Origin of the sequence: Micromonospora sp. AKA38 (assembly GCF_027925725.1) — a bacterium.
Lineage (GTDB): Bacteria > Actinomycetota > Actinomycetes > Mycobacteriales > Micromonosporaceae > Micromonospora.
On record NZ_BNEI01000003.1, the window covers coordinates 1,298,161 to 1,311,319 of the forward strand.

General features: G+C 74.1%; 13 protein-coding genes. 6 read left to right on the forward strand and 7 right to left on the reverse strand.

The window, feature by feature from the left end:
- Positions 1 to 30: 30 nt before the first annotated feature.
- Complete coding sequence (locus tag TPA0908_RS14600; RefSeq protein ID WP_281938169.1) at positions 31 to 603, forward strand: Uma2 family endonuclease; 573 nt, start codon at positions 31 to 33, stop codon at positions 601 to 603.
- Here the strand turns inward: TPA0908_RS14600 and TPA0908_RS14605 are convergent.
- Positions 584 to 1,006: an ester cyclase gene (locus tag TPA0908_RS14605; protein ID WP_281938170.1), complete on the reverse strand. Its 423-nt coding sequence runs from the start codon at positions 1,004 to 1,006 to the stop codon at positions 584 to 586. The two genes, TPA0908_RS14600 and TPA0908_RS14605, sit on opposite strands and share 20 nt — an antisense overlap.
- A gap of 163 nt (positions 1,007 to 1,169) precedes the next feature.
- Between TPA0908_RS14605 and TPA0908_RS14610 the strand changes: the two genes are divergently transcribed.
- Positions 1,170 to 2,216 carry a glutathione S-transferase family protein gene (locus tag TPA0908_RS14610; RefSeq protein WP_374709209.1) on the forward strand — a complete coding sequence of 349 codons (1,047 nt, stop codon included), beginning with the start codon at positions 1,170 to 1,172 and terminating at the stop codon, positions 2,214 to 2,216.
- Between the two features lie 58 nt (positions 2,217 to 2,274).
- Here TPA0908_RS14610 and nuoH read toward each other — a convergent pair whose 3' ends face one another.
- Positions 2,275 to 3,237, reverse strand: a complete 963-nt coding sequence (gene nuoH, locus TPA0908_RS14615; protein WP_281938174.1) for an NADH-quinone oxidoreductase subunit NuoH — start codon at positions 3,235 to 3,237, stop codon at positions 2,275 to 2,277.
- Positions 3,237 to 4,079: an NADH-quinone oxidoreductase subunit C gene (locus TPA0908_RS14620; RefSeq protein WP_281938175.1), complete on the reverse strand. Its 843-nt coding sequence runs from the start codon at positions 4,077 to 4,079 to the stop codon at positions 3,237 to 3,239. Before TPA0908_RS14620 ends, nuoH begins: the two co-directional genes overlap by 1 nt.
- A gap of 102 nt (positions 4,080 to 4,181) precedes the next feature.
- Between TPA0908_RS14620 and TPA0908_RS14625 the strand changes: the two genes are divergently transcribed.
- The gene (locus tag TPA0908_RS14625) at positions 4,182 to 5,228 is read left to right on the forward strand and encodes a glucose 1-dehydrogenase (protein ID WP_281938176.1); all 1,047 of its coding nucleotides are present in this window, start codon (positions 4,182 to 4,184) and stop codon (positions 5,226 to 5,228) included.
- 13 nt (positions 5,229 to 5,241) lie between these two features.
- Here TPA0908_RS14625 and TPA0908_RS14630 read toward each other — a convergent pair whose 3' ends face one another.
- The gene (locus tag TPA0908_RS14630) at positions 5,242 to 6,558 is read right to left on the reverse strand and encodes a DUF2252 domain-containing protein (RefSeq protein ID WP_281938177.1); all 1,317 of its coding nucleotides are present in this window, start codon (positions 6,556 to 6,558) and stop codon (positions 5,242 to 5,244) included.
- A 37-nt stretch (positions 6,559 to 6,595) separates the two neighbouring features.
- On the reverse strand, positions 6,596 to 7,156 hold the full coding sequence (locus tag TPA0908_RS14635; RefSeq protein ID WP_281938179.1) for an NADH-quinone oxidoreductase subunit B: 561 nt from the start codon (positions 7,154 to 7,156) through the stop codon (positions 6,596 to 6,598).
- Positions 7,157 to 7,351: 195 nt separating this feature from the next.
- Here TPA0908_RS14635 and TPA0908_RS14640 point away from each other — a divergent pair, with 195 nt between their 5' ends.
- The 3 genes from TPA0908_RS14640 to TPA0908_RS14650 all read left to right on the forward strand — a co-directional run bounded on the left by TPA0908_RS14640 (position 7,352) and on the right by TPA0908_RS14650 (position 10,176).
- Entirely contained in the window at positions 7,352 to 7,912 is a 561-nt protein-coding gene (locus TPA0908_RS14640) for a SigE family RNA polymerase sigma factor (protein ID WP_281938180.1), read from the forward strand.
- Entirely contained in the window at positions 7,905 to 9,107 is a 1,203-nt protein-coding gene (locus tag TPA0908_RS14645; RefSeq protein ID WP_281938181.1) for a hypothetical protein, read from the forward strand. The genes TPA0908_RS14640 and TPA0908_RS14645 overlap by 8 nt, the downstream gene beginning before the upstream one ends.
- 118 nt (positions 9,108 to 9,225) lie before the next feature.
- Positions 9,226 to 10,176 carry a hypothetical protein gene (locus TPA0908_RS14650; protein WP_281938183.1) on the forward strand — a complete coding sequence of 317 codons (951 nt, stop codon included), beginning with the start codon at positions 9,226 to 9,228 and terminating at the stop codon, positions 10,174 to 10,176.
- 60 nt (positions 10,177 to 10,236) lie between these two features.
- Here the strand turns inward: TPA0908_RS14650 and TPA0908_RS14655 are convergent, their stop codons facing one another.
- Together TPA0908_RS14655 and TPA0908_RS14660 are read right to left on the reverse strand one after the other, a co-directional pair.
- Entirely contained in the window at positions 10,237 to 11,709 is a 1,473-nt protein-coding gene (locus tag TPA0908_RS14655; protein ID WP_281938185.1) for a pyridoxal phosphate-dependent decarboxylase family protein, read from the reverse strand.
- A gap of 52 nt (positions 11,710 to 11,761) precedes the next feature.
- On the reverse strand, positions 11,762 to 13,138 hold the full coding sequence (locus TPA0908_RS14660) for an MFS transporter (protein ID WP_281938186.1): 1,377 nt from the start codon (positions 13,136 to 13,138) through the stop codon (positions 11,762 to 11,764).
- Positions 13,139 to 13,159: the final 21 nt, after the last annotated feature.

Sequence of the window (13,159 nt, forward strand, 5' to 3'; positions counted from 1 at the left end):
GGAGAACGACACACCGGGAAGGGCCGGTCGATGACCGCCGACCTGGAGAGTCTGCGCCCGCCGGTGGGCGGCTGGACGACCGATCACCTGGACCTGCTGCCGGAGGACGGTCGCCGTAGCGAACTGGTCGACGGCGCGATGCTCCTGTCCCTGCGCGGCCGGACGCACCAGAGCATCGCTGCCCTGCTCATGGTGGTCCTCGACGAGGACTGCCCCGCCGGGTACGACGTGACCCAGGCGATGGGGGTGCGGCTCGACCGGGACCGCTTCTTCATCCCGGACGTGCTGGTCACCACCGCGGCAGCCGCCGCCCGCGAGCCGTCCCGGTACGAGCCGCACGAGGTGGTGCTCGCCGTGGAGATCGTCTCGCCCAGCACCCGGTCCATCGACCGTGTTCTCAAGCCGGCGCTCTACGCGCAGGCCGGCATCCCGTTCCACTGGCGGATCGAGATCGAGGACGAGGGTCTCGTCGTCCACACCTACAAGATCGATCCGGTGCACGAGGTCTACACGGAGACCGGTCGGTGGACCACGTTCGTCGACACCGGCGAGCCGTTCCCGGTGAACCTGCCGATCAGCCGGATCACGCCCCGCCGGGTGTGAGCGGCGGCAACATCTCCACACCGAGCTGCTGGAGCACCTGGAACAGCTCGTTGACGCTCCACACGTCCACGATCCGCCCGGCGTCGTCGAAGCGCAGGAACGACGCCCCGGAGTAGCTGACCACCCGCCCGGTCGGCGGCACCGGGCCGAACTGCCCGGCCTGGGTGCCGGCCGCCCGCCAGTGCACCGCGACCCGCCCGTCGCCCGGCACCAGCTCGACGATCTTGTAGCGCAGGTCCGGGAAGGACGCCCGCCGGTCCCGGTGCCCGGCCAGCACCGCCGCCGGCCCGGCACCGCCCAGCCCGGGGCACTCCGGGGCCACCAGCTCGTACGCGCTCTCCTCGCGGCCGGCGTTCCACACGTCGGCGATGAAACGTCGGGCCGCCGCCTCCAGATCGGTCACGGCCGGCAGCCTATGCCGGCTCGACGGCACCCGGCCCGCCGGGACGGACCGGCGCGACGGTCTCCGCCGCTCGGACGGTCGTGGCGGCCGTCTCCGCCGCTCGAACTGCCGGGGCCGGTCCGAGCGACCATGATGGGAGGCGACGACAACCTGGGAGGTGGGCGTGGGCGGCAGCGACGACGAGATCCTCGACCGGACCGGCGGCAAGTACGTGGAACCGGGCGGCGAGTTCACCCGCGACCAGCGGTACATCGCGACCCGGATCACCGCCGACGGACGGGACGGCTGGCCGGTGGAACCGGGCCGCTACCGGCTGGCGGTCAGCCGGGCCTGCCCGTGGGCGAACCGGCTGATCATCGTGCGCCGGCTGCTCGGGCTGGAGGACGCCATCTCGCAGGCCGTGGCCGGTCCCACGCACGACAAGCGGAGCTGGACGTTCGACCTCGACCCCGGCGGCAAGGACCCGGTGCTCGGCATCGAGCGGCTCGCCGACGCCTACTTCGCCCGCTTCCCCGGGTACGAGCGGGGCATCACCGTGCCGGCGCTTGTCGACGTGCCCACCGGCCAGGTGGTGACCAACGACTACGCGCAGATGAGCCTGGACCTGTCCACCGAGTGGACCGCGTACCACCGGCCGGGCGCGCCGGAGCTGTACCCGGAGCCGCTGCGCGCCGAGATCGACGAGGTCAACAAGGTCGTCTTCGCCGACGTCAACAACGGTGTCTACCGGTGCGGCTTCGCCGGCAGCCAGGAGGCGTACGACAAGGCGTACCACCGGCTCTTCGACCGGCTGGACTGGCTGAGCGAGCGGCTGACCGGCCAGCGTTACCTGGTCGGCGACACGATCACCGAGGCGGACGTGCGGCTGTTCACCACGCTGGCCCGCTTCGACCCGGTCTACCACGGGCACTTCAAGTGCAACCGGCAGAAGCTGAGCGAGATGCCGGTGCTCTGGGCGTACGCCCGGGACCTGTTCCAGACGCCGGGCTTCGGCGACACGATCGACTTCGACCACATCAAGCGGCACTACTACGAGGTCCACCGGGACATCAACCCGACCGGCATCGTGCCGCTCGGCCCGGACCTGTCGAACTGGCTGACCCCGCACGGCCGCGAGGATCTGGGCGGTCGCCCCTTCGGCGACGGCACCCCACCCCCGCCTCCGCCCCCCGCCGAGCGCGTGGACCCCGCCCACACTCCCCTGCGCTGAGCTGTGGCGTTAAGCGGGGCCCCCTCCTGTGCGGAATGCGTTAAGAGGGGGCCCCGCCTTACAGCGCCAGGCGGACGGCGACGGTGAGGACGAGCTGGGCCAACGCGAGGGGGACCAGGACCAGCCAGCAGAGGCGTTGGAGCTGATCCTCGCGGAGCCGGGGGTAGCTCACCCGCAGCCAGATGATCACGAACGCCACGGCGAACACCTTGAGCAGCGTCCACAGCCAGCCGAGCTGCGCGTCGGCGAACGGGCCCTGCCAGCCGCCGAGGAAGAGCACCGTGGTCAGCGCCGCGATCACCACGATGCCGACGTACTCGGCGAGCAGGAAGAACGCGAAACGCAGGCCGGTGTACTCGGTCATGTAGCCGAAGACCAGCTCGGAGTCGGCCACCGGCATGTCGAACGGTGGGCGGCGGATCTCGGCCAGCCCGGCCACGAAGAAGATCACCATGGCCGGCGCCTGCCAGAGCAGCCACCACGGCCGCCACGCCTCGACGATGCCGCTCAGGCTCAGCGTGCCGGCCGCCATCGCCACCGAGGCGGCGGCCAACACCAGCGGCAGCTCGTAGCCGAGCAACTGGGCCGCGCCGCGCAGCCCGCCGAGCAGGCTGTACTTGTTGGCCGACGCCCAGGCCGACATGAGCACCGCCAGCACTCCGATGCCCACCACGGCGAGCACGAAGAACAGGCCGATGTCCAGCGGCTGGGCGACCAGGCCCGCGGGGCCGAGCGGGATGACCAGCAGCACCAGCAGGTACGGCACCAGCGCCACCGCCGGCGCCAGCCGGAACACCTGCCGGTCCGCCTCGCGCGGGGTGACGTCCTCCTTCTGCACGAACTTGATGCCGTCCGCGACGAGCTGCGCCCAGCCGTGGAAGCCGCCCGCGTACATCGGGCCGAGCCGGCCCTGCATGTGCGCCATCACCTTGTGCTCGGCCTGGCCGACGATCAGCGGCAGGGTGAGGAACGCGACCAGCACTCCGGCCACCCGCAGGACCAGCTCCAACCAGTCCGGCATCAGTCCTCCCCCGCCTCGACGCCGGAGCCCGCGTCGGGCCGGGCCGGGCCGGCGGGCCGGTCGTCCGCCGGTTCCTGCCGCGGCGGACCGGTCGGTCGCTCCCCCGGCAGCGGGCGCCCGAGCGGGCCGGGTTCCGCCGGCGGCGGGGCGGGTTCCCGCCGGGCCGGGCGTTCACCCGGGGCCGGGCGCGCGGGGCGCTCGCGGGCCGGGCGGGCCGGCGTACCGCCGCGTGGGCCCTCGCCGACGCCGGCCGCGCCGGCCGGCGTGGGCGTCGTCCCCCACTCCCCCGGCGCGGGCACGCCCGGCGGCCGGACCGGCCGGCGACCGCCGCCCGCCTCCGACTCGCCCGGCTCCTTCGCGCCCGGCCACGGCTTCGCCACGCGGGAGGCCAGCACGAACTCCTTGCGCAGCGGGTGCCCCTCGAACTCCGGCGGCAGCAGCAAGGGCCGCAGCTCGCCGTGCCCGGCGAAGTCGATGCCGAACATCTCGTGGGTCTCCCGCTCGTGCCACGCCGCGCCGGGGAAGACGTCGACCACCGAGGCCACGACCGGCGTGTCCCGGGGGACCCGGGTGCGCAGCAGCAGCCCGTGCCGGTGCCGCACCGACCAGAGGTGCGCCACCACGTCGAAGCCGTCGGCCAGCTCGTCCACCGCCGACAGCCAGTCGAGGAAGTCGCAGCCCAGCTCGGCGTCGTCGCGCGCCGCGCGCACCGCGTCCGCCCAGCTCGCCGGCGGTACGTCGACGGTGGCCCGGGCGTACCCCTGACCGCCGGAGACCGACGCGGCGGCCTCGACGGGCGCGAGCAGCGCGACCACGCGGCGGCCGACCTCTTCCGGAGTCATGCGCTGATCCTATGGCCGGCAGCTCCCGGCCGGGTCGGGCCGTCCGGGCCCGGTTCGCCGCTTTGCCGGGCGGGCGGTTGGCCGGCGGGGAAAGATGAGGCCGTGCGCGCTGTGACTGTGACCCCCGGTGTTCCGGACTCGCTGCGGCTCACCGAGGACTGGCCCGAGCCGGCACCCGAGGAGGGCGCGATCCTGGTCGAGGCGCTGGCGGTCGGCGTCTGCGGGACCGACCAGGAGATCATCGCCGGGGAGTACGGCGAGGCGCCGCCGGGTCAGGAGCGCCTGGTGCTCGGGCACGAGTCGCTGGGCCGGGTGCTGGAGGACCCGACCGGCACGTTGCGCCCCGGTGACCTGGTGGCCGGCGTGGTCCGCCGCCCCGACCCGGTGCCCTGTGCGAACTGTGCGGTGGACGAGTGGGACATGTGCCGCAACGGGCGGTACACCGAGCACGGCATCAAGGGGTTGCCCGGCTTCGCCCGGGACCGCTGGCGGCTGCCGCCCAAGTTCGCCGTCGGGTTGGACCCGGCGCTGGAGTCGGTGGGCATGCTGCTGGAGCCGACGAGCGTGGTGGCGAAGGCATGGGACCACATCGAGCGGATCGGCCGCCGGGCCGAGTGGAAGCCGAAGACCGCGCTGATCACCGGTGCCGGGCCGATCGGTCTGCTGGCCGCGCTGCTGGCCAGCCAGCGTGAGCTGTCCGTGCACGTGCTGGACCGCAACACCACCGGCCCGAAGCCGGACCTGGTCCGCGCGCTCGGCGCGACCTACCACACGTCGACGGTGGCCGAGCTGGACCTCGCACCGGACGTGGTGGTCGAGTGCACCGGCGCGCCGCCGGTGGTGCTGGACGCGATGTGCAAGGCCGCGCCGACCGGCATCGTCTGCCTGACCGGGGTGTCCAGCGGCGGCCGGACCATCGACTTCGACGCCGGCGCGCTCAACCGGGAGCTGGTGCTGGAGAACAACGTGGTGTTCGGGTCGGTCAACGCGGGCCGCCGGCACTGGGAGCTGGCCGCCGAGGCGCTCGCCCGCGCCGACCGGTCCTGGCTGACCTCGCTGGTCACCCGCCGGGTGCCGGTCTCCGCGTACCGGGAGGCGTACGCGTCGACCGGCGACGACATCAAGGTGGTGCTGGACTTCGTCCAGTGAGCCGGGTGCCGGCTCAGATGCCGGGCAGCCGGCCGTTGCGGAACAGGTCCACGAAGAGCTGGTGGTCCTCGCGGGCCCGGATGCCGTACCGGTGGGCGAAGTCGACCAGGTAGTCGACGAAGCCGTCGGCATCGGCGTCCACGGCCGCGACGATCGACTCCTCGGTGGAGTAGTCGACCAGGTCGTGGCTGGACTCGTCGTCGGCCACCGAGTGCATCCGGGCCACCGCCCGGCCCAGGTCGGTGAGCACCCCGGCCAGGTCCTCGGGCTCGTTCACGTCGGCCCAGTCGAGGTCCGCCGCGTACGGGGAGACCTCGGCGACGAGCTGGCCGACGCCGTCCAGCTCGGTGAAGCCCAGCCACGGGTCGGCGTGCGCCTGCAACGCCCGCTGCGACTCGGCGGTGCGGTGCCCCTGGTGCCGGAAGTACGACCGGACCCGCTCGTCGTCGATGTGCCGCGCCACGGCCGGCACCTGGGCCTGCTTCATGTAGATGACGACGTCGTTCTCCAGCGCCTCGGTGTGCCCCTCCAGCAAGAGGTTGTACGACGGCAGCCCGGCCGAGCCGATGCCCACGCCCTTGCGCAGCACCACGTCCTTGATGGTGGTCGCCACCGGGCGCAGCCGGGCGCTCGACTCCGGCAGCGTGTGCAGGTAGTCGCCGAACGCGGCGCAGACCCGTTCCCGGGTGGCGGCGTCGATCTCGTGCACGCCGTCGCCGAGCGAGAACCGCCGCTCGTAGTTGTCGACGGTGGTCTGCGCGGCGAGCAGGTCCACCCGGGTGCTGAGTCGGGCCTGCTGGAGCACCCGACGCAGCACGCCGTCGGCGTTCTCCAACGTGATCGAGCCGATCGCGTCGTCCCCGCCGGTGGCGATCGCCCGCAGCTCGGTCAGGTACGACCGGGCGAAGCCGGTCACCAGCTCGCCGATCACCCGGTCGGAGAGCGCCTTGGCGTAGCCGAGCAGGGCCACGCTTGCGGCCAACCGCTTCAGGTCCCAGGTGAACGGTCCGACGTACGCCTCGTCGAAGTCGTTGACGTTGAACACGAGCCGGCCGGAGGCGTTCATGTAGGTGCCGAAGTTCTCGGCGTGCAGGTCGCCGTGGATCCAGACCCGGCTGGTCCGGTCATCGAGGAACCGGTCGCTGGCGAAGTCGCCGCGCTGGTCGGCGTAGAACAGCGAGGCGCTGCCGCGGTAGAACGCGAACGGCGAGGCGGCCATCTTGCGGAACTTCCGGCGGAACGCCGCCGGGTCGATCGCCATGGACGGGCCGAACTCCTCGGTCAGCACGTCGACGATGTAGGCGGAACGCTTCTCCGCAGAGTCGGTCATGGTCCGCAGGCTAGCTCCGCCGCGCCACCGGAGCGGGTCAGCCGATCGGGGGACGCACCGGGGGCGCGGTCAGCGCCTCGACCGGGCGCGGGACCACGTCCGCCGGGGAGGCGAGCCGGTCCGGGCGGGGCACGCCGCCGAGGCCGGACTGCTCGGCAGCGATCTTCTCCTGGAGGCGGAGGATGCCGTGCAGCAGCGCCTCCGGGCGGGGCGGGCAGCCGGGCACGTAGACGTCGACCGGGATGAGCTGGTCGACGCCCTTGGTCACCGAGTAGGAGTCCCAGTACGGGCCGCCGCAGTTGGAGCAGGCGCCGAACGAGATCACGTACTTCGGCTCGGGCATCTGGTCGTAGAGCCGCTTGACCGCCGGGGCCATCTTGTCGGTGACCGTGCCGCTGACCACCATGAGGTCGGCCTGCCGGGGGCCGTGGGCGAACGGGATCACGCCGAGCCGCATGAAGTCGTGCCGGCCCATGCTGGTCGCGATGAACTCGATGGCGCAGCAGGCCAGGCCGAAGTTGAACACCCAGAGCGAGTAGCGACGGCCCCAGTTCAGCACGAACCGGATCGGCTCACCGAGCACGGCCGGCAACTGCACCTGACTCTCCCTCCACGGTCCCCGAACCGACAGTCAACCACAGCGTCCGGGGCCCGGACCGGCCGCCGGCCACCGCCGCTGTCCCCGACCGGACAGTCGGCCACCCGCCGGTACGGCAACGGCCGCAACCCGTGCCGGCGTCCGGACGTGTGACCGGTGTGACCGCGCCGGCGGCATGCTCACGGGGAGGACCGGATGACAGTGACGAGGGAGCCGCGGCTCGACGAGCCGCCGCCCGAGGAGACCACGAGGCGCCCGGCCGGAGCGGGGCCGGCCGACTTCGACGGTCTCTACCATGCGCATTTCCGGTCGCTGACCATTCAGCTCACCGCCTACTGCGGGGATCTGGCCCAGGCGCAGGACATGGTGCAGGAGGCGTTCTGCCGGGCGTTCGCGCGCTGGTCCCGGGTGTCCCGCTACGACGATCCGGTGGCCTGGATCCGCCGGGTGGCATGGAACCTGGCGACCAGCCGGTGGCGGCGGGTGCGGACGGCCCAGGCGTGGCTGCACCGGCAGCGTGAGGAGCACGTGCCGGGCCCCGGGCCGGACCGCGTCGCGTTGACCGCGGCGCTGGCCGACCTGCCCGCCAACCAGCGTCGCGCGGTGGTGCTGCACTACCTGGCCGACCTCAGCGTCGCGCAGATCGCGGCCCAGGAGGACGTGCCGGAGGGCACCGTCAAGTCCTGGCTGCACCGGGGGCGGGCCGCGCTGGCGGCGAAACTCACCACCACGACTGAGGTGAACCACCATGACTGAGCCCGACGACATCCTGGTCGGCGGCGAGTTCGCCGAGTTCCGCGCGGCGTACGTGCCGGTGGTGCACCCGGCCGGGACGGCGGCGGTCCGGCGGACCGTGCGCCGGCGCCGCCGGCGGACCACGGTGGTGACCGCCGCGGCGGTGGTGCTCGCGGTGGCGGTCCCGGTGGGCGCCAGTGGGGCGTTGCACCGGCGCACCGGGCCGCCCCCGACGCCGGCCCAGACCGTCACCCCGAGCCCGGCCGAGACCACGTCGTCGCCACCACCACCACCGCCGACGACGCCGGCGCCGACCACCGCCAGCCCGAGCCGAGCCGCACCGGACGGACGGATCAGCCGGTCCCAACTGCTGGCCGCCCGGGTCGACCTGCCGGCCTTGACACCCGACCCGGTCTGCCCGGCGGGTCCGACCCGGATCGCCGCCACCTACCGCAAGGAGGGCGACGTGCTGCTGGAGGAACTCGTCCACGGCGACGTGGACGGCGACGGCACGGTGGAGACGGTCGCCCTGCTCCGCTGCCAGATCTTCCAGCACGGCCCGTCCCAGGTGGTGGCGCTCGACCGGGACGCCGACGGCCGGATCGTCGTCCTCGGCCAGGTCGCCCGGTCCGCGAGGACGGCTCCCGAGTGGTTGCTGGACACGCAGGTCACCGACCACGGCACGGTCCGGGTGGAGATGGCGGACATCGCGCCCGGCGGCGGCTGGTCGCTGGACTGGTCGCAACGCCAGTGGCGCGAGTACCGGTGGACCGGGAAGCGCTTCGACCAGGTGGACGGGCCCACCTCGTTCGGCCCGAACCCGCACCTGGCCGACCTGACCGTCTCCGCCGGTGACGTGGCGTGGAGCGCGCCGGACGCGGACGGCGCACGCACCGGGACGATCTCGGTCACGGTCCGGAACCTCAGCGCGGTCCCGGCCGACCTGGTCGAACTGCACCTGCGGATGCAGGTGGGCACCGTCGCGGACGGTGACGCCTGGTCGGCCTGCCGGGACGGGGCACCGCCGAAGGGACCGATCATCTGCCGCTTCGGTCCGCTCGGACCCGGCGCGGAGCGGACCTTGCGGTTCGGCCTGCGCAACACGAACAGCGCCAGCGGGACCGGCATCGCCGAGGTGACGCCGGTCGGCAGCGACGCCGACCCGCTGCTGGACCCGAACCACGAGAACAACGAGGACCGCTACACGTACCGCTGAACCGCTGTCGGATTCCATGCAGAAAAAGATCGCAACCGGATCGACGCCCGTCGCGTGCTACCGGTGACGCCGCGCGGACCAGCCGCGCGGTGACGGGGACCTTGGGAGGACCTTCCAGATGAGGACACGTATCGGAGGCCGGCTCGCCGGCGTCCTGCTCGGCTCGGCCGCCGCGCTGCTGGCGCTCACCGCTCCGGCCGCCGCCGCGCCCACCGCCGCTCCGGCCGCCGACATCTCGGTGGGTCGGCTGGTGCTCGAACCGAGCGCGCGCGGCTACCACGGCAGCCTGCCGGTCACGGTGACCAACAACGGCCCGGTCGCCACCTACTTCAGCGTCTTCCTGCGGGAGCCGGTGGCCGGCTCGTTCCGCGGCGTGAACCCGGAGGAGGCGTGCGGCTTCGGGGCGTTGCAGGACAACCGGCGGACCGCCACCTGCGGCGTGCCCGGCGGCGACATCGAGCCGGGCGAGAGCCGGCAGTTCGCCGTCACGTTCGAGGTGCTCACGGCGACCCACGACGTCGCGATGATCGCGAAGGGCGGCAAGATCTCGGTGAACGTCGGCGACGGCCGGGACGAGGTCGCCGACCGGGCCAGCTACGCGGCGCGGTTCCGCTCCACCACGGGGTCGCTGCGCGATCCGGTGCCCTACGTGCAGGACACCCAGGCCCGCGCCTCGATCACCACGGCCGGGGCGGCGACGCTGACCCGCCAGGAGGACGGCAGCTACCGGGGCCGGCTGCCGGTGACGGTCGGGTGGGCCGGCGACGCCGCGCACGACCAGCTCTGGGCCGAGGCGAGCGGGCTGCCGGCGGGCGTGCAGATCTGGGGCACCGACCCGCAGGACGCACCGAGCTTCTTCACCAGCTTCATCGTGCCGGGCGGGCGTTTCATGGCCGGCGAGCAGCGGAGCTTCGACGTGCTGCTCTACGCCGAGCCGGGCACCGTGCCGGGTGACCTCGGCACCGCCACGCTCCAGCTCAACACCCAGTGGGACGCCGTCACGGTGCCGGACGCCGCCCCGGCGGACAACACCGCCTCGTTCACCGTGACGGTGGCCGACGCGGGCTGACGCCCCCTCGCCCGGCCGGCGTTCACGCGCCGGCCGGGCTGCTCCGGCGGCCGGCCGAGGTCACCAGGCGGGTCGCTGGAGCAGCCCGACGAACTCCGCCAGCAGGCGTTCCCGGACCGCGGCCGGGGCGGCGTCGAGCAGCGTGTTGACCACCGCCATCCGGTCCGGGACCCCGCCGGCCAGGCCGAGCCCCTCGGCCAGCCCGGCCACCAGCTCCGGGGTGAGCGCCTCCGGGGCGAGGCCGGCGGCCAGTGCCCGCAGCTCCGGCGGCAGCACGACCGGGCCGGCGGCCCGCGCCGCGGCGACCGCGTCGGCCAGCGCCGGTGCGAACTCGGCCACCCGGGACGCCACCGCGGCGGTCACCGTGAGATGCACACTGGCCGGCAGGTCGGCGTACCGGAGTTGGGGCTGGGTGTGCCAGCCGCGCGCGGTCAACTCGTCGACCAGCACGAACAGGTCCAGCTTCGGGTCGTCGGCGGTGAAGCACACCACGGTGGACTCCGGCTCGGCCATCAGCCGCAGCCCGTCCGCCGCCCGCACCGCGTCGGCCAGCCCGGCGACCGCGTCCCGGGTGGACGCGGCCAGCCGCAGGTAGCCGTCCTCGCCGAGGTGCCGCAGCGTGGCGTACGCGGCGGCGATCGGGCCGCCGGACCGGGTGGAGGCGATCACCGGGTTGACCATCGTGTAGCCGGGCCAGTCCGCGTACGCGAAGAACTGCGGGGCGCGCAACGCCGGATCGCGGTGCAGCAGCACCGACACGCCCTTCGGCGCGTACGCGTACTTGTGCAGGTCGACCGAGATCGAGGTGACGCCGGGCACGGCGAAGTCGAACGGCGGCACCGGCGCGCCGAGCCGACGCAGCCAGGGCAGCGCCCAGCCGCCGAAGCAGGCGTCCACGTGGCAGCGCACCCCGGCCCCGGCCGCCACCTCGGCGATCCCGGCCACCGGGTCGATCACGCCGTGCGCGTACGACGGGGCGGACGCGACCACCAGCACGGTCTCCGGCCGGATCGCGGCGGCCACGTCGGCCACCGCCGGGCGCAACGTCACCGGGTCGACCGGCACCGTGTCCAGCTCGACCCGCAGGTAGTGGGCGGCCTTGGCGAACGCGGCGTGCGCGCTGGCCGGCACCACGAGCCGCGGTGCGGTCAGCTCGGGGCGGGCGTCCCGGGCGGCCTTGACGGCGAGCAGGAGCGACTCGGTGCCGCCGCCGGTGACGCTGCCCACCACGTCCGGCGCGGCGGTGCCGGGGCCGCCGCCGAGCAGTCGGGCGGCGGCGGCGACAAGCGCGTTCTCCATCGCCAGCAGCGACGGGAAGGCGGTCGGGTCGAGGCCGTTGACGTGCGCGCTCTCGGCGTACGCGGCCTGGGCCAGCTCGTCCAGGCCGGCCACGCCCGGGTCGTAGACGTAGGCGAACAGCCGGCCGCCGTGGGTCGGGCGGTCGGCCGACCGCAGCGCCCGGATCTCGTCGAGCACCCGCGCCGCCGGCACCCCCTGTGCGGGCAGCGCGCCCGTCCCCGCCGTGTCGCTCATCAGGTGTTCCTCTCGTGACGGTCCGCGTCGACCGGCGGACGGGTGCGATGCCTCACGCCCGAGCCACCGGCGCGGCGGCGGTGTCGCCGGACCCGGACCCGGACGCGGCGGTCAGGTCGGCCGGGGTGAGCGTGTAGCCGCGCAGCAGCGCCACCGGGGCGGCCACCAGCAGGGCGGGCAGCACGGTGAACCCGAGCAGCACCCCGAGCCGGGCGGAGTCGGGCTGGACGGCGGCGGCGCCGGTCGACGAGGAGACGTAACCGGAGAGCTGGAGCACCAGGCCGTAGATGCCGGGCCCGAGCGCCAGGCCGAACGTCTCGCCGGCGGTCCACAGCCCGGTGAACACGCCGGCCTGCCGACGGCCGGTGCGCGCGGTGTCGTACGCGATGCAGTCCGGCAGCATGGCCAGCGCGAACACCTGCTGGCCGGCGTAGCCGACGCCGATCAGCGCGACCACGGCGTACACCCCGGCGGCCGGCAGCGCGGGCGCGGCGACCAGGGCCAGCGCGCCGGCCGCGAAGAGCAGCGACGCGGCGACCAGCGAGGTGCGCTTGCCGAGCCGGTCGCCGGCCCGGCGCCAGAGCGGCATGACCAGCAGCGCGGGCGCGACGAAGCAGGCGAAGAGCAGGGTGGGCCCGCTGTCCGGCGCGCGCAGCACCTGGTCGGCGAAGTACTTCACGCCGGCCAGCACGGTGGCCACCCCGGCGGACTGGAGCACGAAACAGACCAGCAGCACCCGGAACGGCCGGTTGCGGCCGGCGACCGCGAGCTGGGCGCGCAGGCTCGGCTCGCTCTCCCCGACCGTCCCGGCCGGCGCGGACCGGGTGCCGAGGAACGCGCCGAGGGCGCCCACCACGATCAGCGTGGCGACGAACAGGCCCATCCAGCGGTGACCGGGCACGCCGTCGCCGCCGGCGGAGACCACCGCCGGGGCCACCGCGCCGGAGACCAGGATGGCCAGCGCCAGCACCGCGATCCGCCAGGTCATCAGCCGGGTACGCTCCGCCGGGTCGGCGGTCAGCTCGGCCGGCATGGCCACGTACGGCACCTGGAAGAACGCGAACGCGGTCGCGGTGGCCAGGAACGCCAGCGCCACGTATCCGGCGGCGGCCGGACCGCGCCCGAACGGGGCGGCGAAGATCGCGGCGAACAGCACGGCCAGCGCCAGCCCGCCGCCGAGCAGGTAGGGCCGGCGGGCACCCCAGCGCGAGCGGGTCCGGTCCGAGACGCGGCCGGCGACCGGGTTGACCAACACGTCCCACGCCTTCGGCAGGAGCACCAGCAGCGCGGCGAGCCCGGCCGCGACGCCCAGCGTGTCGGTCAGGTACGGCAGCAGGAGCAGCCCGGGCACGGTCCCGAACGCGCCGGTGACAAGCGAGCCCGACGCGTACCCGAGGTGCACCCGGCGGGGCAGGCCCGAAGCTGTCATGGAGCCGAATGCTACTCACGT